Annotated in this window: 21 protein-coding genes, 2 tRNA genes and 1 pseudogene (1 of these 24 running past the window's edge); 15 read left to right on the plus strand and 9 right to left on the minus strand. The window is 60.0% G+C overall.

From position 1 onward, the window contains the following. Positions 1 to 278 precede the first annotated feature (278 nt). Together QVP03_RS12000 and QVP03_RS12005 are read left to right on the plus strand one after the other, a co-directional pair. Positions 279 to 1,970 carry a tetratricopeptide repeat protein gene (locus tag QVP03_RS12000; RefSeq protein WP_022333652.1) on the plus strand — a complete coding sequence of 564 codons (1,692 nt, stop codon included), beginning with the start codon at positions 279 to 281 and terminating at the stop codon, positions 1,968 to 1,970. A 153-nt stretch (positions 1,971 to 2,123) separates the two neighbouring features. After that, entirely contained in the window at positions 2,124 to 4,406 is a 2,283-nt protein-coding gene (locus tag QVP03_RS12005; protein WP_022333653.1) for an outer membrane beta-barrel family protein, read from the plus strand. Positions 4,407 to 4,453: 47 nt separating this feature from the next. On the opposite strand, the gene QVP03_RS12010 is transcribed toward QVP03_RS12005, so the two are convergent. From QVP03_RS12010 to QVP03_RS12030, 5 genes are all read right to left on the minus strand, one after another. Then, positions 4,454 to 4,539, minus strand: a tRNA-Leu gene (locus QVP03_RS12010). 42 nt (positions 4,540 to 4,581) lie between these two features. After that, positions 4,582 to 5,493, minus strand: a complete 912-nt coding sequence (gene miaA / locus QVP03_RS12015) for a tRNA (adenosine(37)-N6)-dimethylallyltransferase MiaA (protein WP_022333654.1) — start codon at positions 5,491 to 5,493, stop codon at positions 4,582 to 4,584. Continuing rightward, complete coding sequence (locus tag QVP03_RS12020; protein ID WP_022333655.1) at positions 5,477 to 5,989, minus strand: IS1096 element passenger TnpR family protein; 513 nt, start codon at positions 5,987 to 5,989, stop codon at positions 5,477 to 5,479. The genes miaA and QVP03_RS12020 overlap by 17 nt, the downstream gene beginning before the upstream one ends. Before the next feature lie 70 nt (positions 5,990 to 6,059). Further along, positions 6,060 to 7,184, minus strand: coding sequence for a glycosyl hydrolase family 18 protein (locus QVP03_RS12025; protein ID WP_022333656.1), 1,125 nt, complete (start codon positions 7,182 to 7,184; stop codon positions 6,060 to 6,062). 106 nt (positions 7,185 to 7,290) lie between these two features. Further along, positions 7,291 to 8,277 carry an acyl-CoA reductase gene (locus tag QVP03_RS12030; RefSeq protein WP_022333657.1) on the minus strand — a complete coding sequence of 329 codons (987 nt, stop codon included), beginning with the start codon at positions 8,275 to 8,277 and terminating at the stop codon, positions 7,291 to 7,293. A 91-nt stretch (positions 8,278 to 8,368) separates the two neighbouring features. Here QVP03_RS12030 and QVP03_RS12035 point away from each other — a divergent pair, with 91 nt between their 5' ends. From QVP03_RS12035 to QVP03_RS12050, 4 genes are all read left to right on the plus strand, one after another. Further along, positions 8,369 to 8,971 carry a nitroreductase family protein gene (locus QVP03_RS12035; protein WP_022333658.1) on the plus strand — a complete coding sequence of 201 codons (603 nt, stop codon included), beginning with the start codon at positions 8,369 to 8,371 and terminating at the stop codon, positions 8,969 to 8,971. Between the two features lie 109 nt (positions 8,972 to 9,080). Beyond that, a tRNA-Gly gene (locus tag QVP03_RS12040) sits at positions 9,081 to 9,153 on the plus strand. 570 nt (positions 9,154 to 9,723) lie between these two features. Continuing rightward, positions 9,724 to 10,989, plus strand: a complete 1,266-nt coding sequence (locus QVP03_RS12045; protein ID WP_286727104.1) for a DNA cytosine methyltransferase — start codon at positions 9,724 to 9,726, stop codon at positions 10,987 to 10,989. Positions 10,990 to 11,013: 24 nt separating this feature from the next. Continuing rightward, on the plus strand, positions 11,014 to 11,754 hold the full coding sequence (locus tag QVP03_RS12050) for a SinI family restriction endonuclease (RefSeq protein WP_022333660.1): 741 nt from the start codon (positions 11,014 to 11,016) through the stop codon (positions 11,752 to 11,754). 83 nt (positions 11,755 to 11,837) lie between these two features. On the opposite strand, the gene QVP03_RS12055 is transcribed toward QVP03_RS12050, so the two are convergent. Then, complete coding sequence (locus tag QVP03_RS12055) at positions 11,838 to 12,752, minus strand: helix-turn-helix domain-containing protein (protein ID WP_288210807.1); 915 nt, start codon at positions 12,750 to 12,752, stop codon at positions 11,838 to 11,840. Positions 12,753 to 12,904: 152 nt separating this feature from the next. Between QVP03_RS12055 and QVP03_RS12060 the strand changes: the two genes are divergently transcribed. From QVP03_RS12060 to QVP03_RS12100, 9 genes are all read left to right on the plus strand, one after another. Beyond that, complete coding sequence (locus QVP03_RS12060; protein ID WP_022333662.1) at positions 12,905 to 13,918, plus strand: efflux RND transporter periplasmic adaptor subunit; 1,014 nt, start codon at positions 12,905 to 12,907, stop codon at positions 13,916 to 13,918. Beyond that, positions 13,915 to 16,956 carry an efflux RND transporter permease subunit gene (locus QVP03_RS12065; protein ID WP_022333663.1) on the plus strand — a complete coding sequence of 1,014 codons (3,042 nt, stop codon included), beginning with the start codon at positions 13,915 to 13,917 and terminating at the stop codon, positions 16,954 to 16,956. The genes QVP03_RS12060 and QVP03_RS12065 overlap by 4 nt, the downstream gene beginning before the upstream one ends. Further along, complete coding sequence (locus QVP03_RS12070) at positions 16,956 to 18,233, plus strand: TolC family protein (protein WP_022333664.1); 1,278 nt, start codon at positions 16,956 to 16,958, stop codon at positions 18,231 to 18,233. Before QVP03_RS12065 ends, QVP03_RS12070 begins: the two co-directional genes overlap by 1 nt. Positions 18,234 to 18,300: 67 nt before the next feature. Then, positions 18,301 to 18,621, plus strand: coding sequence for a hypothetical protein (locus QVP03_RS12075; RefSeq protein ID WP_172678669.1), 321 nt, complete (start codon positions 18,301 to 18,303; stop codon positions 18,619 to 18,621). A 56-nt stretch (positions 18,622 to 18,677) separates the two neighbouring features. Beyond that, on the plus strand, positions 18,678 to 20,291 hold the full coding sequence (locus QVP03_RS12080) for a tetratricopeptide repeat protein (protein ID WP_022333665.1): 1,614 nt from the start codon (positions 18,678 to 18,680) through the stop codon (positions 20,289 to 20,291). Positions 20,292 to 20,521: 230 nt separating this feature from the next. Continuing rightward, a complete protein-coding gene (locus QVP03_RS12085) occupies positions 20,522 to 20,974 on the plus strand; it encodes a hypothetical protein (protein WP_022333666.1) in 453 nt (150 codons plus the stop codon). 94 nt (positions 20,975 to 21,068) lie between these two features. Then, positions 21,069 to 21,710, plus strand: coding sequence for a hypothetical protein (locus QVP03_RS12090; protein ID WP_022333667.1), 642 nt, complete (start codon positions 21,069 to 21,071; stop codon positions 21,708 to 21,710). Positions 21,711 to 21,803: 93 nt separating this feature from the next. Further along, entirely contained in the window at positions 21,804 to 23,132 is a 1,329-nt protein-coding gene (locus tag QVP03_RS12095) for a type III secretion system chaperone (RefSeq protein WP_022333668.1), read from the plus strand. Positions 23,133 to 23,154: 22 nt separating this feature from the next. Beyond that, on the plus strand, positions 23,155 to 24,240 hold the full coding sequence (locus QVP03_RS12100) for a serine protease (RefSeq protein ID WP_022333669.1): 1,086 nt from the start codon (positions 23,155 to 23,157) through the stop codon (positions 24,238 to 24,240). Positions 24,241 to 24,506: 266 nt separating this feature from the next. Here the strand turns inward: QVP03_RS12100 and QVP03_RS12105 are convergent, their stop codons facing one another. The 3 genes and pseudogenes from QVP03_RS12105 to QVP03_RS12115 form a co-directional block, all read right to left on the minus strand. Then, positions 24,507 to 25,031, minus strand: coding sequence for a hypothetical protein (locus tag QVP03_RS12105; RefSeq protein WP_288210808.1), 525 nt, complete (start codon positions 25,029 to 25,031; stop codon positions 24,507 to 24,509). Then, on the minus strand, positions 25,025 to 25,834 hold the full coding sequence (locus QVP03_RS12110; RefSeq protein WP_022333671.1) for a hypothetical protein: 810 nt from the start codon (positions 25,832 to 25,834) through the stop codon (positions 25,025 to 25,027). The genes QVP03_RS12105 and QVP03_RS12110 overlap by 7 nt, the downstream gene beginning before the upstream one ends. Before the next feature lie 261 nt (positions 25,835 to 26,095). Next, positions 26,096 to 26,215, minus strand: a pseudogene (locus tag QVP03_RS12115) (aldo/keto reductase); it runs 1,292 nt beyond the window's last position.

The raw sequence follows: 26,215 nt of genomic DNA on the forward strand, positions 1-26,215 counted from the left end.
ACGCCTGCTGAACGAGATTTACCGCTGACCGTAGGTGCAAAACAAAAGGGAACGGGCTTGCAGTCGCTGCAAGCCCGTTTTCCGTCCTGCGGCAGTGCGGCAAGGATGTATTTCGGCTGTTTCGGCTGCACAAAAATCCGGGGCTAAGCGCTAAGGGACAAGGCCGGGATATGCAGGGGAGCACTGCGTGCGGCGCAGGGGCACGACAACCGATCGGGCCGGGTAATTTTATCCGGCAAAATACCCGCGGAAATAAAAGTTATATTAATTTTGCAGGCATGAGATACCTAACCGCCATACTCCTCGGCCTGCTTGCTGCCGGATGCGGCAACAAGGCCGTGGACAACCTGATGACCCAGGCTTCGGTGCTGATAGAGGAGCATCCCGACAGCGCCTTGCTGGCTCTCCGGCAGATAGACCCCTCGGCCATTTCACCGGCGGCCGACGCCCGGCGGCGCCTGCTGCTCGCGCAAACCTACTCCCGCACAGGTGCCGAGGCTGACAACGATTCGCTGACCGCCCCCGCACTGGATTATTACGAGCGCCACGGCTCCGGGGCCGAGCGTGCCTATGCCTGGTATTTCGACGCAAAGGTACACCACAATGCCGGCGACCTGGGACGGGCGATCAAAGGCTACACACAGGCGATGCTCTACGCCGAACGCAACCGCGACAAGGCGGGAACCACAAAACTGCTCATGGCACTGTACCACACGCTGGGGCTGCTGTACCTCGAACAGGGATACGACACCGAGGCCGAAGATGCATTCTCGAAAGCCGTCGCCGCGGCGCAGGAGACCGGCAGTGCGGAACTGGAGGGATACAGCCGCTACATGCTCTCGTCGGCACAGTATGCCAACGGCCGCTATGCCGAGGCCATCGAAACACTCTCCCCGCTGGTCGGGGCACGCGACACGATGGCATTCCGTTTCTTCGCCCAGCAGATCACCCTGCAAAACCTGATATACCACACCTTCGCCGAAGACTGGAGCACCGGGCAGTTGCTCGAGGAGCGGGCGCGCATCGACATGCACGAACTATGGACAGCCCCGCTGACGCACGGCCCCGCATCGGCCGACGACGATGACCGCACGCTTTACGACATCGCTTCGGCCATCATTTTTTACCGGGCGGAGCAGCCCGATTCGGCACAATACTACATAGACCGCTCGCTGGCGCACATCAAACGCTTCAACCAGAACAACATAGGGCTCTACACGATCGCCTCGGCCATACACCACCGCCGCGGGGAGGACGGCAAAGCCTATGCCTGTGCCATGCAGTACATCGGCAAGCGCGATTCGCTCGACAAGGCACGGCAGGGGGTATCGGTGGCCGAGCTGGAAAAGAGATACCGCACGGCCAACGAAACGGCGCTCCGCGAGGCGGGGCTGCGTTACCGAATCTGGATCGCCACGCTGGCATGCCTGTTGCTGGCCGCGGCCGTTACAGGGGCGGTGGTGGGCTACCGGCGCAAACTCCGGCACCGGGACGCGCAGCTGAGCGAATACCTCACGCTGCTGGAATCCTACCGGGAATCGCACGACAGCCTCACCTCGCGGCTCGATGCCTCGAACGAGCGCGAGGCCGCCGTCAAGGCTTCGCTCGAGGGGCGGTTCGCCCTGCTGCGCGACATCGCCGCAACCTACTACACCTATGGCGAAGGGGAACGGCTGGCGAGGAAGGTGAAGGAGCTGGCACTGAGCCCGGCGATGCTCGCGGACATCGTCCGCATGGCAGACCTCTACAACGACCGGGCGGTCACGCGCCTGCGCCGCCAACTGCCGGGGTGGACGCCGCGCAACTACGATTTCGCAGCGCTGGTCGTCGCCGGGTTCTCGGCGCAGGAGATCAGCGTGATGCTCGACATGACGCTGAACGGGGTCTACACGCTCAAATCGAAACTCAAACGCCGGATCGCCGAATCGGGGGCTGCGGACAGGGAGTTTTTCACCCGTTTTTTCGCATAGCAAGGGCGCCCGGCGCGCCGGCAAGAATCCGCGGGATCGCACCCTCTGTAAATCAACATTTTACACACAAACAAGCAAGAATTATTCCGTACCGGCAAGCCGCATCGGGGCTTAACTTTGCAGGGAAACCAAATGAAAAAACCAAGCAAAGTTATGAGACGGACATTTCTTTTACTCGTATGCGCCCTGGCGCTTTTTTCCGTGAAACAGACCTGCGGGCAAATTGTGCGGGGGAGGGTGGTCGACCAGGAGCGGCAACCCGTGGTCGGGGTCGCGGTAGTGATGCTCGACACCGACTCGACCTACCTCGCGGCCGCGGCATCGGATGCCGACGGGCGTTTCGCCATCGCATCGGAGGTACGCCCCTACCGGCTGCTGTTCCAGCACCTCGCCTATGAGATGCAAACGCTTACGTCGGAGCACGACGAAGCCGGCGAGGTCGTCCTGCATGAATATACGAATGCGCTCGACGCTGTGGTCGTAGAGGGCGAAAAACCCATCGTGCGGGTCGAAGAGGGGCGGCTGGCCTATGACCTGGAAGCCGTATCGAAAGGCAAGGCGGTGAACAATGCCTACGAAGCCCTCACCCAGCTGCCGGGCGTCAGCGAACAGGACGGCGGGCTGACGCTTGCCGGCGCCGGGGGTGTCACGGTGATCCTGAACGGGAAGCCCTCGACGATGAGCGCCGAGCAGTTGGCGTCGCTGCTGCGCTCGACACCCGTCGAACGGATCGAGAAGGCCGAAGTGATGTACAGCACGCCGCCGCAGTACCATGTGCGCGGCGCGGCGATCAACCTCGTCCTGCGGCGCAGCCACGACTACTCGTTTTCGGGGGAGGTACACGCCAACTATACCAACCGGTTTTACAGCAACTGGGATGCCGGGGGCAACTTCGCCTTCTCCTCGCCCGAGTGGTCGGCCGAGGTAACCTATTCGGCCGGGCAGGCCAAGACCAAACGGATCATCGACCTCTACTCGCGGCATACGCTCGCGGACGGGGAGCATGAAATCGCCCAGAGGCAGAATATCACCAGCAAAGGGACATGGCACCGGCTGAGGGCCGCCGCAGAATACGCCCCGCAGGGCAAAGGACGCCTGAGCATTGCCTATACGGGCGCATACACCCCGCATACGAGCGGCCTCGTACGTGCCGACGGCAACCTGGTCAACTCGGTCAGCTCGCCCGGGGGCGACAACACGATGCACAACGCTGCGCTGCGCTACACGTCGGCCTCCGGGCTCGACCTCTCGGCGGACTACACGCATTACAGCTCGTGGCAGCTGGCCGCCATGCGGAACAGGTACGCCGACGGCAGCCGGACAGCGTTCGACGTGGTTTCGGGGCAGTCCGTCGACCGGGTAAATGTCAGCGCCGACCAGTCGCACGACCTGGGCAATGGCTGGGGCATGACCTACGGGGGCATCTTCAGCTGGGCGGGCGACCACGACTACCAGCGATACACGCTCTGCGAGGGCGACATCGCCACCGTCGATACCGATTCGCACCTCGACGAATACACGGGCAACCTCTACGCCGGGGTGAGCAAACAGTTCGCCAAGGGGAGTTTCTCGCTGTCGCTGGCCGGGGAATACTACCGCGCGGGGGACTACGACAACTGGTCGCTCTACCCGCAGGCGACCCTGCTCCTGACACCCGCAGAGAAACATCTCGTACAGATTTCGCTCTCGTCGGACAAGACCTATCCCTCGTACTGGGAGATGCAGCAGTCGACCTCCTACATCGACGGCTATTCGGAGATCCGGGGCACGCCCGGACTGCGGCCGTCGAAAAGCTACAACGGCCAGGCAATGTACATGTATAAGCAGAAGTATATCTTCATGCTGTTCTGGAACGAGATGCCCGACTACTTCGACCAAACCGCATGGCAGGCCCCTGATCGCCTGGCATTGGTCTACCAGACGCTCAACTGGAACACCAACCGCCAGTGGGGCGCCAACGTCATCGTACCGCTGCGCCCGGGCAAATGGCTCGATTCCCGGCTGACGCTGACCGGGATGCGGATGACCCAGCGCTGCGACGCCTTTCACGACCTGGCGTTCGACCGCTCCAAATGGCTGGGGGTGGTGCGCATGGACAACACGATCCGTCTGAGCCGCAAACCCGACCTGACGCTCGACCTCTCGGGCTACTATCAGAGCGCGGCCATCCAGGGGACTTACGACGTCGACCCTTCGTGGAGCGTCAACGCGGGTGCCAAGTGGACGTTCGACAAGAGCCGGGCGAGCCTCTCGGTGCGCTGCAACGACATTTTCGAAAGTTCGTTGCCGTTCGCCAAAGTCCGTTACAAGGGACAGTACCTCGACATGGATTCCGGCACGTACACCCGTTCGGTGACGGTGCATTTCTCCTACCGTTTCGGCACATACAAGGAGAAGCGGCACAAGACGGTCGACACGTCGAGGTTCGGGCATTGACCGGATCCCGCAGGGCACGAAAAAAGGCCGTCGCAAAGACGGCCCTGTACTCGGAGCGGGAATCGAACCCGCACGACCATTGCTGGTCACAGGATTTTAAGTCCGGCGTGTCTACCTATTCCACCATCCGAGCCACTGCCTTTCGGCGAAAGGCGTCGGCAAAAGTACGAAAATTTTACGATTCGCCAAAATCTATATAATTTATAATCGCCCCCGTCTGGTCGGGGCCGAACCAGCGGATTTCCGCGTCGCGGCGGAACCAGGTAAGCTGCCGTTTGGCATATCGGCGCGAATTGCGCTTGATAAGTTCCACGGCCTGGTCGTAGGAGATGCGGCCGTCGAAATAGTCGAAGAACTCCCGGTAGCCGACCGTCTGCAAGGCATTCAGACCGCGGTAGGGATACACCGCACGCGCCTCGGCTTCGAGGCCGTCGGCAAGCATCTGCCCGACACGGTGGTCGATGCGTCCGTACAACTCCTCGCGCGGCATGTCAATGCCGACCTTCACGATGTCGAAATCGCGCTTGCGACGCCGCCCAGTCCGCAGGCGGGAGTAGGGCAGTCCGGTTTGCAGGCAGACCTCCAGTGCCCGAACGACGCGCGCCGGGTTGCTGCGGTCGACCACCGCATAATAATCCGGATCGAGCGTCCGCAACTGCCCGGCGAGGGCTTCGAGCCCCTCCGTGCGGAGTCGCGCCGCCAATTCGCGGCGCAGGTTTTCATCGGCCTGCGGCAGGTCGTCCATGCCTTCGCACAACGCCTTGACATAAAGCCCCGAGCCCCCGACGGCAACAACGCAGTCATGCCCGGCGAACAGTCTTTCGAGGCAGGCGAGGGCCTGCGTTTCGTACTCGCCGCAACTCAGGTTATCCGCGAGGTCGTGCGATGCTATAAAATGGTGTTCGACGGCTTGCAATTGGTCTGCCGTAGGCTGAGCCGTACCGATCGGCAAGCCGCGGTACATCTGGCGGGAGTCGGTGGAAAGGATGGGTGCACCGTAGTGCAGGGCGATGCGGATGCTCAGATCCGTCTTGCCCGAACCGGTCGGGCCGACAATGACGACGAGCCGCTTAGTACTCGTCGTCATAATTGTCGTCGCCCTCGAAATCGTTGAATTCCCCCATCACCTCGTCGAAAATCGAGCCTTCGCCCGCGGTGGCCGTCTTCGACGGGTCGTACTGGTCGGGGGCATCGGCCTGGGCGTATATCTCGCGCGGATAGGAGCCGTCTTTGGGCATTTCGTACGTCCCGGTCAGTTCGAGGAAGTAGGCCCGGTCGCCGAACATGTCGAAAAGGTAGATCAGCCGGTCGCGGTTGTTGTGGATGATCTGCCCCAGGGTCACGCTCTCCATCGCCGCAGGAGCCCCTTCCGAACCGTCGTCCATATCCATGAGGGTGAACTCGCGCAGTTTTTCCCAGCGCTCGTCCGCCGTGAAGAACGACGCCATGCACTCCTCGTATTCGAGCGAACGGAGGATGAAATTATGGAAATCGAGCAACGTCATGTCGTACGGCACTTCGTAATCGCGCACGAAGTTGTCGTTCTCATCGCTCAGCATCCGGAATCGGAAAACCATTGACATAGCTTGTAATTTTTGCATTTCCTACTACAAAGATAGTACAAAAAGGGAAAATGCAAAACAACAGGCTGCGTCACTTCCGACCGAGGTACCGGGTAACAATGTCGATCAGGTAGTGGCTGCCCTGCGGGTTCTCCGCCCCGGGAGCCACGTAGTCGTGGTGGAATTCCCACCAGAAAGCCCCCAGGTAGCCGCCGGCCTTGATCCATTCGATCTTGCTGCGGATCGAAGAGGGGTTGTCGATGGTCACGAATTCCGTTCTGTCCGGCGAAAAATAGTAGGACACCTCGGCTGCCGGGTCGTACTCCTCCGTCCAGCCGTTTGCGAGCCGGGGCAGGAACTCCTTGTAGGTGATATACGAACCGTAGTCGCGCAGCGGCCCGTCGGCTTTCTGCCCGGGCTTCAACCCTTTGTAATAGAACCCGTAGTTGGCCAGCCCGAGGCAGAGCTTCCGCTTGTCGAAGACTTTCCAGTGTTCCAGCTTCGACCGCATACGCTCCATCGAGGTGTTGTGCGAAGGGGTGCTGCCCCATACGCCGTCGCACATGTCATAGGACATGATATTTATCCAGTCGACCGCCCCGGCCAGCCTGTCGGCCAGCGCCGGGTCGTACTCGTGGTCGATGCTGAGGGCCGTGGTCAGGTAGTAATAACGCCCGGTGCGTTCCGAGAGTTCGTCGAACCGTTTGCGCAGCAGGGCCATCATGCGGGCATGCAACTCCTTGTCCAGCGTGATCTCCCAGTCCATGTCGATGCCGTCGTAACCGTTCTTTTCGACCAGGCGCACCATATACCCGACAAACTTGGCGATCCGATCCGGATTCTCCAGCAGGGGAAGGAACTCCTGCTGCCCGCCGAAGCACAACAGTATCCTGGCCCCGGCGGCATGCGCCTTTTCGATCATGGACGGCACGAGCGCCATCTTGCCTCCCTGCTTCAGGTAGTCGAACTGCGTGGCATAGGCGTCGACGGCATCCTGCGGCCGGTCGAAATCCAGCCCGGCCCAATCGGGCGTAGCCATCAGGTAGATGAACTGGAAGGCATCGTACCCCGGGTTCGTAAGTTCCGCTTCGCTCAGGAGGCTCTCCACCGAATAGGCGGCATGTATGAAGTCGGGGATTACGGGGGCCGGTTTGTGGGCATACGATGCAGAGCCGGCGACAAATAACGAAACGACTAATAAGGCGAACTTTTTCATGATAAACCATTTGTTTTATATTCAGCCTCAAATATAATATTATTTACTATAAATGCAGTCAAATATAATATTATTTATCAACAAAAAGCACACAGCATGACCTAATTTACAAACAAGATGTCGTAAGGAAGGCCATGACATCCCTGTCGTCGGGGTAATCCGTCAGCCCAGGGGACTGTGCATGGCCGAAATCCACGCGGCGGCGGCAGGCAATGCACTCCGAAACGACGCATTGCAATCCGGCATCGTGCTCTGCGAGCCATGCCCCGACCTCGGCGGGTGATTTGTAAAACGAATAGTTAATCCGGCTCAACGCCGCGGGAAAGGCCCGCTCTTCGACGGCCACGGCAGCTCCCAGGTCGCGGAACGGCTGTCCGCCCATCGTCAGGAGGGCTTTCTGCTGGCGGTAAGAGTTCCTGTATTTCACGTTCACCTCCGGCATCCGCAGCTGCAGATCATAGCCCTCGGGCAGGAAAAGCAGCGACACGCTGCGGCAGCCCAGTCCGGAATAAGCCCAGATGTCGTCGGCCAATGCAGTGAGCTGCGCGGGGGTTTCCCGGCCGCCGAGCACCGCGACCGACTGGCGGTTACCGCGCAGCAGGGCGGGAATGCCCGCATACTGCGCCCGGAAATAGCGGTTGGCATTGTCGCTGCCCGTAGCGATCACGGCATCAGGCGATGTGCTGCCGTCGTAAAATTCCACCGGAACCTGCGGGTCGATTCCGCGCAGCAACCCGATGACATATTCCATCAGGACGGTATCTTTGGCCGATGGTTTTACGAGGCACCTGTGCCCTGCGGCGAGCACGCACAGCATATCGAAAAATCCGACCAGCGGGATATTCCCGGCCATGACGACCAGCACGCGCCGGGGTTCGGCGACAGGAACGGGGTAGGGCGCCAGCCACTCCGCGAGTGCGTCGCGCCGGAGCATCACGCCGGCGACGGCCGCAACGGCGCGGCGAATGTCCGCAGGCGTAAACCAGCCGTTTTCCCGGCAAGCACGCCCTATTATCTCCCGCGTGCGGGCGTCGTCGCCGAAACCGCGCAGGCGGCACCCAAGCCGGGAAAAGAGTCCGATGGCATTTTTCATGGTGCAAAGATAGCGTTTCGCAGCGGAATATGCACATTTTATCCGAAGTTGTGCTATATTTGCATAGACGGATCTTAAACCGGTAAAGACTATGGAAAGAACATTCAGAGAGGCACTCCGCCACCGCCGCAGCTACTACGCCTTAGCTCCGGAATCGCCCATCGACGACGCACGGATCGAGGAAATCGTGCGTTTTGCCATAAAACACGTACCCTCGGCCTTCAATTCGCAATCGACACGTGCCGTATTGCTGCTTCACGAGCATCACGACGAATTATGGAAAATCGTAAAGCGCACCCTGCGGGCAATCGTCCCCGAAGGGGCATTCGCACGCACCGAGGAGAAGATCGAGCACAGCTTCGCAGCCGGGTACGGCACCGTACTTTTCTTCGAAGACACGGATGTCGTCCGCGGCCTGCAACAGCAGTTTCCGGCCTATGCGGGGAATTTCCCGGTATGGTCGGAGCAGACATCGGCCATGCACCAGCTGGCAGTCTGGACGATGCTGGAAGACGCAGGGTTGGGGGCATCGCTCCAACATTACAACCCGCTCATCGATGACGAGGTGCGCAAGCGCTGGAGCCTGCCCGGGGAGTGGAAACTCGTCGCGCAAATGCCGTTCGGGACACCCGCAGGCGAACCGGGCGAAAAGACGTTCAAACCGCTGGACGAACGCATCAGGGTGTTCAGATAAAGGGGGCGGAGCCCGGCTTCAGGACAAAAATTCCGCAGAATAGCCCTGAAAAATTTGGAGATTCGGATTTTTTATATACCTTTGCACTCGCAATTGAGAAACATGCCATGCGGAAATAGCTCAGTTGGTAGAGCACAACCTTGCCAAGGTTGGGGTCGCGAGTTCGAGTCTCGTTTTCCGCTCAGGGAATCAGCAACTTACAGAAATGAAGTTGCTGATTTTTTGTTTACCTGCGGCGGGAAAGAGGCAAAAGCGCCTTTCCAGGGGCCTGGCTCCCATTGTCTCTCCATAAAACTCCCCATTAGAAACGTATTTTCCCTCCTGCGTCAAACGATGCAAAACAACGGCTTTAGAACAAATACCCCGGCAAGGACACGGTCAATAAGCCCCCGTTATGCCCCTTGCGTCCCCGGGACAAACGCAGGAAACCAGTAACAGTGAAATAACCTGTCCGTCTTACGGGCTCATGCGACTCCCCGTCCGGCACGGGTCGAACGTATCGGGATAAAAACTTCCGGTCCGAGGGAGTTTTTTTGGCCGTTTGCGGGGAAAAGGGTATATTTGCAGTGTTTCGCAAACGAAATAATCAAACCATGTTGCTGAGTGTGATTGAAACGGCGGAGACCTTGGGATGCTCCGCCCAATATGTGAGGAAACTTTTAAGGGAAGGCCGCCTCGCCGGCCAGAAAATAGGGGACTCCTGGATTTTAAACGACGATACATTGGAATCTTTCGACAGGAAGGATCTGCGGATGAAAAAAAATGACGTTCCGGATCGGAAATCCAAGAAAGCGCCAAAACAGGACGCGCTGAATTGCCTCTCCTTTTTCTCCGGGGCGATGGGGCTGGACATCGGACTGGAGCAGGAGGGCATCAACATATTGCTGGCCTGCGAAACGGATAACGCATGCCGCCGGACGATCGTCGCCAACGAACCCGGCATCGGCCTGATCGGAGATATAAGGGACTACACGGTCGGGGAGATCCTGGAATACGCCAACCTCCGGGAAAACGGGCAGGTCGACATCGTCGTCGGCGGGCCGCCCTGCCAGGCATTCAGCACGGCCGGGAAAAGGCTCGGCTTCCAGGACGAGCGGGGCAATGTCTTTCTGAAATACATAGAAGTCATCCGGGAGATACAACCGCAGTACGCCGTAATAGAAAACGTAAGAGGGTTGTTTTCGTCCGCACTTTCGATAGACATCGACGATGAAATTATCCGCAGCTACGACCTCGATTGGGCAAAGACACCGGGGTCGACACTCTTTTATATCAAAAAGAAGCTGGAAGCCGCAGGCTACAACGTAACTTTCAACCTTTACAATTCGGCCAATTTCGGCTCCCCGCAAATCAGGGAGAGGGTCGTCATAACATGCACCAAATCCCCGAACCCGGTTCCGTACCTCCGTCCCACCCATTCGAACGAAGAGGTATTCGGGCTTGAAAGGTGGAGGACTTTCAGGGATGCAGTAGCCGGATTGGATCCGGCCCGATGCGACCACATCGACTTTTCCGAGAAGCGGCTGAAGTACATTAAGATGCTGAAACCGGGGGAAAACTGGCGGAATCTGCCCAAAGAACTCCAGCCGGAAGCCATGGGAAACTCCTACCATCTGGGCGGTGGGAAAACGGGCTTTTACCGAAGGCTGGACTGGGATTCGCCGTCCCCCACGGTAGTCACCCATCCCGCCATGCCCGCAACGGAACTGGCGCACCCGACGGAAAACAGGCCCCTGTCCATACAAGAATACAAAAGGATTCAGGAATTTCCCGACGATTGGGTGATCGAAGGCAGTTTGCTGGACAAATACAAACAAATCGGCAATGCGGTTCCCGTCGGGCTGGGCAGGGCAATCGGCAGGACAATCGCCGCCCACCGCCAGGGAGTCGAAACGGCGGCACCGGAAGGCTTTCCCTATTCCCGCTACAAGGGCACATCGGATCATGAATTCGAAACCGGAATTTTATCGGGGAAACGAAAAAAAACATCGTCCCAGTTGACAATCGAATTCGATTAATCCGTAATTTTAAAACAAAAAACCATGACGGATGCATACAGATTCGACGAATCGAGTACGGAAAAGGCAATCGCCTATGCCAAAATATACGCCGGGACGAATTATTCCCCCGCCATGGAGACCGTCCTGAAAGTCGCCTTCAGCGAAAAACGCAATTTGCCGACTTTCCGCCTGAAAAGTTCGGACACCATAATTCTCTCCGGCTACATGCAGAAATGGGTGGGGGCATACCTGGCCGGATATAACAACAGGCCCTCGGCCAGAACCGGGAATTGTTCCGGGACACATCCGGATCCGATGGCAAAAACGATCCTCAGAGCCAGGATACCCGGGCTCGAGGATAATTTGGCCGATAAAATAGTGGCCGGGCATTCCCTGCTGATGACGATCGAAAACAATATCGGCGAGTTGCTCGAAGAGTACCTGGCGGTAAAATTATCCCCCTTGGGATGGTATTGCTGCTGGGGAAGTACGATTGATGCGGTGGACTTTTGCAAGGCGGACGGCTCGCTGCTGCAGATAAAGACAAGCGACAATTCCGAAAACAGTTCCAGCAGCAGGGTCAGGCAGGGCACTCCCATCGAAAAATGGTTCCGCAGGTTCTCGAGGCGTCCGGGAGTATATAACTGGGAGTCGCTCAACAGGATGCTGGGACGGCCGGGATATGTGTCCGAGTCAGACTTCCGGGCCTTCGCGGAAAAGACCATAGCGGCAAACCCGGCCTGCATATATATAGCCGCCAACCACCTGTTGAACAGACCCTGACACGTGCCGTCCCCCAGGTGGATGCACCCAAAAATTACCCGGAGCGCTCGCCCGGGTAATTTTCATTCCGGATCGCGGGCGGGCTATTTTCCCAGCCGGTAAGCGGTGGGGGTCATGCCCGTATGGTTCTTGAAGTATTTCCCGAAAAACGACTGGTTGGGGAAATTCAGGTAGTAGGAGATCTCCTGGATGCTCATCGTGGAGTATTTCAGCAGGTTCTTGGCTTCGAGCACCACATAGTCGTCGATCCACTGCACGGCCGTGCGCCCGCTGGTCTTGCGGATGATCGTCGTGAGGTATTTGGGCGTCAGGTTCAACTGTTCGGCATAGAAACCTACCGAACGCTGCTGCATGTAGTGCCTGGTCAGCACTCCCATAAACTGGTTGAAATATTCCTCGTTGCGGCTGCGGGAGGTGGCTTCCGACGCCCCCGTCTCGACATGCCGGGCGATGATCCGGCAGACCTTGTAGGCCAGTGTCCGGATCATCGAACGGATGATCTCGGCGGAATAGGGGTCGTTGTGCTGCCGCGCCCCCTCGATGCGAATCCCGTCCAGCGAACGCATGACCCCGTCCCACTCCTCGTCGTCGAGCGGCAGGCTGGGGTGCTTCTCGACCTGCAGGAAAAGCTGTGTCAGCAGTTTGAGGTCGATATTGATCCGTTGGATGAACTCCTTCTCGCAGAGGATAGCATGCACGCTGGCGTCCTGCACCGACTCGACCTGCAGGATGCTGCCGGGCAGGTGGACGAAAAGCGTCCTCTCGCCGATCGTGTGGCGCGTCACGCCCGACGTGGAGACAATCGAACCTTTAGAACAAAAAATGATCGCAAAGGCATCGAGACGTGTCGGATACCGGAACAGGTCGATGTTGAATTCATCCTTCACATTGACACGCGAAGCGATCAGGCATCCATCGTAATAGAGGTCTTCCGGCCTGCGGCCGCAGATGTCGAGCAATGTGGCGAGCGAGAAGCTCTGAATCTCCTTTTTGTTCATTTTACCGATAATTATGCGGACAAATATACGCAAATCCCGGGAGCTTTTCACTGAATAGTACAAAATCGAACCAATCGACGAATTCATCCGACACGATGGTCTTTTCTTACGGCCGCTAAAACGGCAACTTTGCATCGAAAAATACGGAACTGATGAAACAAACGACTTTTTGCGCAATACTGCTGTTAGCGACAGGTTGCACTTCACCGAAAAAGGCCCATACGGCCGATCCGCTGCGGGTGGGCACCATCGTCGTCACCCCGTCGTCGGACATCGACGCCGCGCTCTACGTCGGCACGATCGAGGAGGAGACCTCGGCCGCCCTGAGCTTCCCCGTCGCCGGAACCCTCGCGCGCACCTACGCGGACGAAGGGCAGCGCGTGCAGCAGGGACAGTTGCTGGCCGAGCTCGACCCGACGTCGGCCCGGCAGACCTTCGATGCCGCGCAGGCGGCGCTCGACCAGGCGAAAGATGCCTGCGCGCGCCTCAAACAGCTTTACGACGCCGAAAGCCTGCCCGAGATCAAGTGGGTCGAGGCACAGACCCGACTGCGCCAGGCCGAGTCGGCATACGGCATCGCCCGCAAAAACCTCGACGACTGCAAGTTGTACGCGCCCTTCACGGGCGTCATCGGCAAACGGCAGGCCGCAGCGGGGGAGACGGTTCTGCCGGGCGTCCCGGCCATGACCCTGCTGCGGATCGGGATGGTGAAAGTCCGCTTCCCGGTACCCGAGCAGGAGATCGCACGCCTGGGCACGGACAGCCGGCTGCGGATAACCGTCGCGGCACTCGGCGACCGGGCATTCCCGGCCGGGAAGATCGAAAAGGGTGCCGTGGCAAACCCCGCCACACATACCTATGACGTACGCGCCACGCTGTCCAACGCCGACGGCGAGCTGCTCCCGGGCATGGTATGCCGCGTGGTGGCATCGCCGGCAGGGGCGGCCGAAGAGATCGCGCTGCCGATACGCGCCGTACAGCAGGCCGGCGACGGAAGCCGCTTCGTATGGAAAGTGAGCGGGGATTCGGTCGTCCGCACGGCTGTCGCCACGGGACGCCTGGTGAACAACGCCGTCACGATCACCGCAGGAATACAAGCGGGCGACCGCATCGTGACCGACGGGATGCAGAAAATCGGCCAGGGAAGTAAAGTCATAGCGGAATGAAAAGCAATATAATATCGTGGTCGATGCGCAATTTCCGCATCGCCTTCCTCATCGTGGGCTGCCTGTTCGCCTTCGGTATTTACGGGCTGGTGCATATTCCCAAGCAGGAGTTCCCGGAATACACGATCCGCCAGGGCGTGGTGGTGGGCGTCTATCCCGGCGCCACGAGCGAAGAGGTCGAGCAGCAGCTCGCCAAGCCGCTCGAACAGTTCCTGATGACTTACAAGGAGGTCAAACGGTCGAAGACCACCTCCACGTCGCAGAACGGCATGTGCTACGTGATGGTCGAACTCGAAGACCACGTGAACGACAAGGACGAAGTGTGGTCGAAGATCAAGCACGGCCTGGCGGCATTCAAGTCGCAGTTGCCGCCGGGCGTTGCGGCCGTGGTCACCAACGACGACTTCGGCGACACCTCGGCGCTGCTCATCACGCTCGAATCCGATACGCGGTCGTACCGTGAACTGAAAGGCTACATGGACGACCTGAGCGACCGCCTGCGCCGCATCGAGTCGGTCTCGAACCTGCGCCCGTACGGTGTGCAGCAGGAGCAAATCTCGATCTACGCCGACCATGAACGGCTGGCGGCCTACGGCATCGGCGAAAAAGTCCTCTCGGCCGCGCTCGCCTCGCAGGGGCTGACCCCGATGGGCGGGTCGGTCGGCAACGCCGAGACCGAAACGCCCATCCACATCGCGCCGGCGCTGGCCGGCGAGCGGGAGGTCGCCGAGCAGATCATCTGGAGCGACCCGCAGGGGCACGTGCTGCGCGTGAAGGACGTGGCGCGCGTCGTACGCGAATACGACGACCCGGACAGCTACATCCGCAACAACGGCCACCGCTGCGTCATGCTGTCGATGGAGATGAAGGCGGGCTTCAACATCGTGCAATACGGCCGTGACGTGGACGAAGTGCTGCACGAATTCATTGCGGCCGAGCTCCCCGCGGACGTCCAGGTGCAGCGCATCGCCGACCAGGCCAAGGTCGTGGGCGACTCGGTGCACTCGTTCCTGCGTGACCTGTTCGTCGCCATGGCCATCATCATCCTGGTGATGATGCTCCTCTTCCCGCTGCGGTCGGCCATCGTGGCGGCCATCACCATCCCGCTGTCGACCTTCATCTCGGTGGGAATCATGTACCTGTTCGGCATCCCGCTCAACACGGTGACCCTCGCGGCACTGGTCGTGGTGCTGGGTATGATCGTCGACAATTCGATCGTGGTGATCGACGGCTACCTCGACTACCTCGGGCGCGGCCACTCGCGCTGGTTCGCGGCGGTCGAGAGCGCCCGGGAGTTCTTCCCGTCGCTGCTGCTGGCCACGGTCTGCATCTGCATGATCTTCTATCCGATCCTCTTCACCATGACGGGCATGATGGGCGACTTCCTGACCTATTTCCCGTGGACGATCACGATCAACCTGATGGTCTCGCTGCTGCTGGCCGTGCTGGTGATCCCGTTCCTCGAAATCCTCATCATCCCCGCCGTACAACCGAAAAAATCGGGCAAGTCGGTCACAGACCGCGTACACGACCTCTACCGCCGCGTACTGGCGTGGACGTTCCGCCACGGCTGGCTGACGATCTCGATGGGCATCGCTTCGGTCATCGTATCGCTGCTGATCGCCATGCAACTCAAGCTGCGCATGGTTCCCTTCGCCGACCGCGACCAGTTCGCCGTGGAGATCTACCTGCGCCCCGACGCGCCGCTGGAACGCACCGCCGCCGTAGCCGACTCGGTCTACCGGGTGCTGCACGACGATGCGCGCGTGAAATCGGTCACCTCGTTCGTCGGGTGCTCCTCGCCGCGCTTCCAGATGAGTTACGCCCCGCAGATCGCAGGTAAGAACTACGCGCAGTTCATCATCAACACCACCTCGGTCGACGACACCGAAGATATCCTCGACCAGTATGCCGACGCATGGGCCGACCGTTTCCCCGAGGCCTATGTCAAATTCAAGCAGCTCGACTACCAGAACGTTCCCTCGCTGGAGTTCCGGTTCTACGGCAGCGACATCGACTCGCTGCGCGCCGCGGCTGACGGCCTGATGGCGCAGATGCGCCGGATGCCCGAGCTGCAATGGGTACACTCCGACTACGAAGACCCCCGTTCGGTCATCGACGTGCGGCTGGATCCCGTCACGGCATCGCAGCTGGGCGTCACGCGGACGCTGGCCGCGGTCAACCTGGCGCTGGCTTCGGGCGACGTCCCGGTCGGATCGGTCTGGGAAGGCGATTACCGGCTGCCCGTCGTACTCAAGAACGACACACGGCAGGGCGAACGCTCGCTCTCCGGCATCGGGGACACCTACATCTCATCGCCGGTGCCTTCGGTCAGCGTGCCCCTGCGCCAGATCGCCGACGTGGAGCCCGTCTGGAGCCAGAGCAAGATCGTACACCGCAACGGCATGCGCTGCATAACCGTCACGGCCGACCTCAAACGCGGCGCCAACGCCATGCGGATGACTTCGCGCATCAGCGACATCATCGACCGGGAGCTGGTGCTCCCGGCAGGCGTCACCACGGAACTGGGCGGCGCCCATGAATTCGACTGGGAGACCATCCCGCCCATCGCATCGGGACTGTCGATCTCGCTGGTAATCATTTTCTTCTTCATCCTCGTCAACTTCCGCAAGTTCGGCATCACGCTGGTGGTCATGGCCTCGATGTCGCTGTGCCTGTTCGGCGCCGTCGTCGGGCTGCGGATCGCCGACTTCACCATCGGCCTCACGTCGGTGCTGGGATTCATCACGCTGCTGGGCATGATCGTGCGCAACGTCATCCTGATGTACCAGCACGCCGAGGACAAACGCAAGGTCTGCCACTGGTCGGCACGCCTGGCGGCCTACGACGCCGGCAAGCGGCGCATGGTGCCGATCTTCCTCACGACCGCAACCACGGCCGTAGGCGTCGTGCCGATGATGTTCGGCGGCAGTACGTTCTGGGCACCAGTCGGCGTAACGATCTTCGCCGGTGGCATCGGTTCGCTGATCCTCGTAGTCACGATCCTGCCCGTACTCTATTCCAAAATTTACAAATGATGAAAAAGACCGTCCTATTCCTCCTGCTGTGCATGGCCGCCGCCCCGGGCCTGTCCCAGACGCTCACGCTCGACGAGTGCCGTGCCGCGGCCGAGGAGCATAACCGCACGCTCAAAACCAGCCGCCTCGACCTCGACGCCGCCCTCCAGGCGCGCCGCGAGGCATTTACCACCTATTTCCCGCAGGTCTCGGCCTCGGGCGGCGTATTCCAGGCCCAGCACGGGCTGGTGCAGGCCGATTTCGCGATCCCGCAGATGGGGTCACTGCCCCTGTCGCTGGTAAAACGCGGCATCCTGGGTTCCGTCACGGCCGTACAGCCCCTGTTCGCAGGGCTGAAAATCGTCAGCGGCAACAAGCTCGCCCGGTTGGGCGAAGAGGTCGCACAGCTGCAACTGCAAAAGACCGCGGCCGAGGTGCGCGAACGTACCGACACCTATTTCTGGCAGGTGGTATCGCTCAGGGACAACCTTTCGACTATCGAAGCCGTGGAGCGGCAACTGGCGGAGATACACCGCCAGGTCGCACTCTCGATCAAGGCGGGGCTCGTGACCACGAACGACCTGCTGCGCGTGGAACTGCGCCGGCAGGAAGTAGCCTCCAACCGGTTGAAGGTCGAAAACGGACTGAAGGTGTCGAAGATGCTGCTCGCACAGCATATCGGCGCCGACTGGCATACGTTCGACATCGCGGCCTCAGACTTCGGCGAACCGGAGGCCCCGGCAGCCTATTACGTACCGGTGGACGAGGCGCTCGACCGCCGCGCGGAATACCTGCTCTCGGAAAAGAACGTCGAGGCGCAGAAATACCGCAAGCGCATGGAACGCGGCAAACGGCTGCCGACCGTGGCCGTGGGCGCCGGGTACCTCTATTACAATGTGACCGACAAGGACGTGGACGACGGGATGGTTTTCGCACAGGTATCCATCCCCATTTCCGACTGGTGGGGCGGGGCACATGCCCTGAAAAAGGCACGCATCGACGAGATGCAGGCCGAAAATGACCGGCAGGAAGCCCGCGAAATGCTCGCCGTGGAGATCGAACGGACATGGAGCGAGGTACAGGAGGCCCACGCACAGATCCTGCTCATGCAGCGTTCGGTGGCATCGTCCACCGAAAACCTGCGGCAGAACCGCAATTTCTACGACGCAGGGACAGCGACCCTCACAGACCTGCTCGACGCCGAGACGCTCTACACCCAGAGCCGCAACAACCTCACCTCGGCCTATGCCGCCTACCACACCTCGCTCGCGAAATACATGCGCGTCACGGGGCGGTAAGGGTACGGCAGGCATTCGACAAGTATATTCGGCAGTCTGGCGGATCGGTCGTACTGCCTGATACCGGGTGTTTTCCGAGGCGCCGCATGAGGGTCGCGATATTCTCGCGTTTGCACTGGGTGATGAAATCGGCCCTGTCCGCCGCGAGCTCCCCGATAAGCGGGCGGATAATGGGGTAGGTGACGAACGTGAAGATATCGAGCGAAAAGATATCCAGCATGAGGTGCCGTACGTCCACACGTTCGATTTCACCCCGGCCCGCCGCGATCTACGTGGTGCGGGCGCCTTCGAAACCTTTTTTCAGCAGCTCTCCCGGACAAGAAAAAAACAGGCACAGCGTACGCCCCACCGCAAAAAACACTATATTTGCGACCCGGAGCGGCACTGAGGCAGACCGGACAAAAGGTGCCGAAGTCGTTTACCCGCCCCAAATAACTTCTACCCATGTATTGCGTCCGTTTTACCGTCGTATTCCTCCTGTGCCTGCCGGCCATCGGCTGCCAAACCATTCCCGAAGCCATTCCACAAGCCGAGGCGATCGTCATGGAGCATCCCGACAGCGCCGTGCGGCTCCTGCAGGGAATCCCCGCCCCCGCGAAAAACCTGTCTCGCCGCAACTATGCCCGCTACGCACTCATCTCGACCCAGGCGCGGTGGCTCGCGGGCGAAAACTTGACCGGCGACACGCTTTCCGACGTCGCACTCGCCTATTACAGCACCCTCACGAAGGATTTTGTCCGTGTGCACAAGGCTTATTACTATGCGGCCAAGATCGCCGATCGCCGCCACCAACCCGAAATCGCCATGTCACTGCTGCTGAACAGCCGGCAGGCGCTGCCCGCGGCGGGTGAGTGGCAAAGGCACTATGTGGTGGAAACGTGGCTGGGCGTCTTCTGCGGCAAGCAACGGCTCTACGAGGAGAAGGTCGGCCACGCCATGCGGGCCTATGCCTACGCCGACAGCCTCGACAGGGACGGCTGGCGTTGCATTTCGCTCGGCGACATCGCACATGCGTACATGGGGCTCGGCAAATACGACAGCATGGAATACTATGCGCTGAAGGCGCTCCGCCTGGCCGAAGAGAAGGGAATCACCGAAAATACCTCCCAGAAATGGGCCATGCTGATCGAAAACGCCCTCCGGCGCGGGGACTACGCCGCTGCCGAGGAGTACTGGGAACGGGGATACGAATTCGCCCCCGAACGGGCCCGCTTTTCGTGGATCAAGACCAAGGCAGAAATATATAACAAGCAGGGGCGCTACGACGTGGCGCTGCGTCTAATCGACAGTTCGCGGATGATGTGCCCCGACACATCCGACCTCACCGCACGGGCGCTGTGGGCGTTCCACGCCTCGGAAGCCTACGAAGGGCTGGGGCAGGCGAAGAAAAGCCTCGAAGCGCTGAAATATTATTGCAGCCTCAGGGATTCGCTCGAAGACGACATACACAGCGCCGATGTGCTCCACATCCGCGAATTGTGGCAGTACGAGCACCTCAAAGCCCGGAACACCGCCCTCGAGGGGCAGAAACAACTCCGCGAACGCCTCGCATACCGGACGATACTGGCCTGCGGCGCGATCCTGCTGCTCGGGGCATGGCTGGGGATGCGCATATGGCACCGGACAAAACTGCGGGAGATCGTCCAGCAAAAGCGCCTCATGAAGCAGGCGAACGAGCTCGACGAAATGCGCCGCAAGGAAGAACAGCTGCGCACGGCTTTCTTCCGCCAGCTCAACAGCCGCTTCATCGCGCAGGTAAAGCAGGCCGGGGAGTCGAAGAAATGCCGGATGTCGGATGAAGACTGGAAGACGATCTACACCCACGCCGACGCCGTGTTCGATAATTTCACGGTTCGGCTCCGCCAACGGTTCCCGTCCCTGAACGAGGAGGATATCCGCTATTGCTGCATGGTACGCATGCATCTGTCGCAGGCCGAGATCGCCGGCGTCGTCTGCCTGGAGAAGGACTCGGTAAAAAAACGACTGAAGCGCATCCGCACCGAAAAACTGGCCTCGGCAAAGGGCGCAACACTGGAAGATGTCCTCTCCAAATTGTAAAATGTCCCCCTCTTGTCCCGCCTCTCGAACATGGAACGAAAAGAGAACCAGTTGGTTGAAAAATAATCCCCCCCCCGCAATATACCCCTATATACCCATTCGGAACAGGTGCCCTGCAATTAACTTTGCACCGAATACGACCGTCATGCCGCGACTGCCGTAAAGGAGCGTCCTGCGCTTAGTCCGCCGGATAACGCGAACGGGCAACATTCATCCAAATTTACAATAATATGCAGAAATTCAACTACACCCCGACCAACCCCTTCAGCGGGTCGCTCTCATCGCTGGCCATCGGCGCCGGCATGGTCATCGTACCCCTGGTATATCCTTTCGGCATCCGCATCGGCCGCATGCCCATCCTGGGCGCCACCGCCACGACGGTCATCTTCGTTGTCGGCGGGCTCACACTGCTGGCATTCACCGCACGCGAGATCATGCAGGCGCGCAGGCTCATCGCTCAGGGCGGGGAAATCACCGTCGACGGCGACCTGGTCACGATTCCCGTGGTGAAAAAAGGCACCGTAACCAACGAGTCGTTCAGGCTCCCGGACGTCGAGTACACCAAATTCGATGCGGAGGAAAACGAATTCACCATCTCGCTGCCGGCCGCCCACCATGTCATCCGCGGCGCATTCTTCGAAAGCTCCGATGCGTTCGACGCCTTCAAGTCCACCTTCAAATAACAGAATATACACCACGAACAAACAACGTTTTGCAATACACGACACGTCCGCTAAGCAAAACATTTTATCAATTAACGTTATAACCGAAAAGACAATGCGACACATTTTCAAACTGCTCGCCGCGAGCGTCGCTGCGGCAACGATCTGCTCCTGTTCCTCGCTCACAGGCTATCCGACGGATGCCGAGGCGAGTTATGCCAAAGCCATCGAAATCGCAAAAAAGAGCGTCGACACCGACAAGTTCAAGGTCTATTCGCTTTCGTTCATGGAGGGTGAAACCCTGTCGGACAACCTGTTCCTCATCTCGGTAAAACTGGTCAACAAGGACAACCAGGCATTTTCGCAGTCCTACTACATGACCGGGCTCGATCCGACCGCCCTGAGCGACGTACAGCGCACGTTCGAGGCCCCCGAATACGAAACCACCGTCGGCATCGACCTTACGAAGCTCGACGCCGCGCAAATCGCCGCACAGATCGCACAGGCCAAGACCATGCTCCCCGAAGGACACACCTTCAAGTCGGTAGGAAGCTACCAGATCGAGGAGGATGTCCCGGCAGGCAATTCGGTATTCAACCGCAACAAGACATTCGGGAAGCAGCACACGTCCTTCGTCGTCCGCTTCACCGAGGACGGTAAGGAGACCGAGAGCAGCGCGGGCAAAACGTCGTATATCTACTACGAGGCCGAGGTGACCGTGGAACCCGACGGCACGCTTTCGATCGAAGAAAATTAAGTTTTTCGCCCGGGAGCGCGGTTTTCTCCCGATTTTTCCTAAATTTACAGGACAGATGCCCCGACAACCGGGCATTGCCATAATGAAAACTACATGAAAACTACCCACCCATTCGTCGCCCCTGTCCTCGGCTCGACCCAGAGCAAGGTCAACATGGAGGCCTACGAGCAGGCCATAGACCAATACAACGAGGGCAATTACCTCGGGGCGTTCTATCAGTTGCTCGACCACCTGAACCCGGAATTCCGCACCAAGTACGGCAATGCCAACGGCACGGAGTTCCATATCCCGCACGGATCTATCCTGGTGCACATCCGCATCGCGGACGACAGGCTGCACATCAGCGCCGATTTCCTGATACTCCCCGAAAAGGGACGCGTGGCCATGCTGCGCCAGGTCGCAGACCTGAACATCAACCGGCTGATGCTGCCGCGTTTCCGCAAGGAAGACGACAGGCTGATGATGGAATACGCCTGCCCGCTGTCACAAAGCCATCCGCACAAACTGTATTTCATACTGCGCAACATCTGCCACGTCGGCGACCGCTACGACGACGAGTTCTGCACGAAGTTCGGCGCCCAACGCAGCTACGAACCGCAGGTGACGCCCTACCCGGAAGAGGAGGTGACGCGCATCTACGAAGCCGTCCGGCAGACATGCCGCGAAACGCTCGACGCGGTGAAGGAATACGAGACGGAACGCAAATACGGCTATTCGTGGAACGTGATCGACATCGCGCTCTACAAGATCGCCTACTTCGCGCACCCGCAGGGGCAGTTGCTCAACGACCTCGACAAGGCGGTCGACGACATGGACAAGGAGCTTCCCGTGGCCGAACTGGTGGCCAAGGGCAAGGCGTTCCTCGAACGGCTGCTCGCAATGCCGCGCGAGGAGATGGCGCGCGACCTTTACCTGGTCGACACGCTGGTTTCGACCAAGCGCCGCTCCTCGCTCAACAACGTGCAGGAGAACTTCAAGGAGGTGTACCAGGAGGCTACCGAAGCCATCGAATCGGAGAATTTCGAGCGTAGCACCGTCCGCATCCTCTACAAGTTCTACGAAATGTATTACTACAACGACGTGCAGGACGACCTGAACGCCGTCGTGGCGGGGGCGCTCGGCAAGTCGGCCGGGAAAACGATGGAGGAAGCTTCGGAGATCCTGTACGAAGCACTCGAAAAAATCATGGAGGACGACCTCTCGGCGGACGACGGGGATTTCGACGCCGGGGAGCTGGGCATCGCCGGTGCGGCCGCCGCGGAGCAGGTGCAGCAGATGGCCGCCGCCATGCAGGGCGAGGTCGTGCAGATGCAGGCCGCGATGCAGGAGGCGCTGGCCAAAGGCGACATGGCCGAATACATGCGGCTGGCGCAGGAATTCCAGCAAAAAATGATGGAACAAGCCCTCGGGCAACAAAAATAACCGCTCTAAACCCGTATATCCTATGGAACAGAACAATATTTACAAGTCGGTATTCAAAGTAACCCATTCGGGCGGCTCGGGCAGTTGTTTCTACCTCAAGGCCTATGACCTTTTCGTGACGAACTACCACGTGACCGAGGGTTTCCGCACCGTCGCCATCCACGACAACGAGCGCAACCCGTACCTGGCCAAGGTCGTGCTGGCGAACCCGGCGATGGACATCGCCCTGCTGGCGGCCGAAGGGGATTTCTCCTCGCTGCCGGACATTTCGCTCGCCGAGGACGACACGCTGACGATCGGCCGCAAGGTCTACGTCGCAGGGTATCCCTACGGCATGCCCTTCACGATCACCGAAGGTTCGGTGTCGTCGCCCAAGCAGCTGATGGACGGCAAATACTACATCCAGACCGACGCCGCGGTGAACCCGGGCAACTCGGGCGGCCCGATCCTCGACGAAGACAACCGGGTGGTGGGCGTCACGGTGAGCAAGTTCACGCAGGCCGACAACATGGGCTTCGGCATCCGGGTCGAGACGCTGCACGCGTTGCTGGACACGATCGGCGACCTCGACCGCACGGTGTTCCAGGTGCAGTGCGGCAGCTGCGAGGAGTTGATCGCCCAAGAGGAGGAGTACTGCCCGTCGTGCGGCGACAAGCTGCCCGAAGGCGTCTTCGAAGAACGCGAACAGTCGCCCCTGGGCGGGTTCGTCGAATCGGCCATCGAACAGATGGGGGTCAACCCGGTGCTGGCACGCGACGGCTACGACTCGTGGCTTTTCCACAAGGGCAGCTCGGAGATACGCATCTTCGTCTACGACAACAGCTACCTGTTCTCCACCTCGCCGATCAACCTGCTGCCCAAAAAGGAGGTGGAGCCGGTGCTGGACTACATGCTGAGCGAGGATTTCGGCCCCTATAAACTGGGGATCGAAGGCCGCCAGATTTACATCGCATACCGCATCCATCTCTCCGACATCACCGACGAATCGGAGGAGGAGATCCGGAAGAACATCGTCGACCTGGCTTTCCGGGCCGACGCCATGGACAACATGCTGGTGGAACGCTTCGGGTGCGAATTCTCGGAGTATTCGAAGGCGGACGCGCAGTAGGCGCCACCCGCCAAGACAAGGCGATGCCGGGCTTCCTGTGAAGCCCGGCATCGTTTATTCCGGCATTGCACAAACCGGCGCTACGGGTTCCGGAAGGGCACAGGATCAGTAAGCGGCATCACGACGGCCGGGAACGGGCACCGTGCGGGCAAAACCACGCGACCAGGGCGCCATCGGGCAGCATGCGGCCGATACCCCGCAGTACGACACTATACGGACAGGCCGCCGGCTATCGGGACGACACCCCGCCAAAGCAGGAGTGGCGGCTACCGGAAAAGCTCCTTCAGCTCCAGCCAGAAGTCCCTCGGGCGTTCGCCCCTGTCCGGGCAACAGGCGCCGATGGCCGTGGAAAGCCGCGCGTAATTCTTCAGGTAACACGAAGAGAGGCGCACCTCGCGGCGCCCGCCTTTCAGCAGGTAACGGTATTCGTACACTTCGCCCCGGCTGACAAGGACGGATGTGGTGACACCGTCGAAGTCGTGCATATCGTACCTGCGGGTCATGCCCAGCCCCATATAAGGTGTAACGCAGAGCGTCCCGGCATCGAGGCACAACCTCACGGCCGAGCGCCGCAACTCCCCGAACACCAGCCAGCAGGAGCCGAAAAGCATCACAGCGGCAGCCAGGTACAACGCGAATGGTTTTGCCCCCGGGGCGAACAGGAGGCACAGGAACACGGCGCTGAACCCGACGAAGAGCAGGGCAAGGGCGAGGAGCATATACCCGCGCCATGAAAACCGCGACACGACGGCATTCCTGCCGGCAGCGACCGTATGGTCGCGTACTAACACCTCGCCCCATGGTCGCGTACGAACACCGCGCCCCAGAGCGCCAGCAGCGCACCCACCGGCACATAAAGCCACCACCGCCCGAATGACACGGCGGCCGAAGCGGGGTTTACGGTGACGACATAAGGTTCCGCGGCGAACTCCCGGCCGCCGAACGACAACCGCGGGACACAGGAATACGTGCCGGGGCCGTCACCGGCGACCCGGTAGTGGTAAACAAACTCTTCGAGGCCGTTTTTCTCGGAATAACCGGACATCAGGGGCGCCACATCCTCACCGTTCACGGCCAGCAGCGGCACCCTGCGGTCGGGCCGGCGGTCGCACGTAAGGCGCAGGATATGCCCGCCCATCCGCCGCGAGACGACCGAGTCGTATACGATCCGGCATTGCGGCTGCACGGACACCAGCGCGGGGAGTATCTTAACGCGCAAGCCGTCGCAGCGGCACGTCTGCCCGCCGACAACCGCCGTCGTTCCGGGAATAACCAGCTCTCCGCCGACCGCAGAACGGACGAGGTAACGGTATGCATGGGTTTCGGAACGGGTCATGACGCCGTCGCGTACCGAAGTCTGCGTGCCGCTCGTCCGTCCGAGTTCTCTGACCAGGGTCAGGGAGCCCCAGCAGGGCATTTCTATCGACTCGATCTCCCCGCCGGCCGTATACCACACCTCGAATTCCTGGAGTGCCCTCGGTTGCGAAGGCACGGTTTCGATTCCGAGCTCCTGGGCATGTGCAGGGGCGGCGGCAAACAGGAGGGCCATGAGGAGGGGCAGTGCGAAGCCCGGGCGGCAAAGGTTTTTTTCCATGGGTCAGGCAAGTTTTGCGGATCGGCTTCAAAGGTACGAAAAATCCCTCGTCCGGCGCAATTCGGAGCCGGTTAATTCATCGCCGGAGGCTTTGCTGCGGGATTCCCGGCAGAAGCGGGCGCGCGGCATTCGGCAGGCAAACCGGATACACGACGCCCGCAAGCGGCATTCCGCAACGAACCCGGATACACGGCGCGCGCAGAAGGAGGGCAGCCGAAAAAAGAACCCCGCAGGCCGGAACGGGCTGCGGGGCCGGAAGGCCTATAAATTATCCTGTTTGAGATGTTCGGCGAACCGGTCGATGCGGTGCAGTTCCTGCGGGATACGGATATTCTGCGGGCAATGCGGCACGCACTGGTTACAGCCGATACAGTGGCTGGG

Origin of the sequence: Alistipes sp. CAG:29 (assembly GCF_000435435.1) — a bacterium.
Classification (GTDB): Bacteria; Bacteroidota; Bacteroidia; order Bacteroidales; family Rikenellaceae; genus Alistipes; species Alistipes onderdonkii.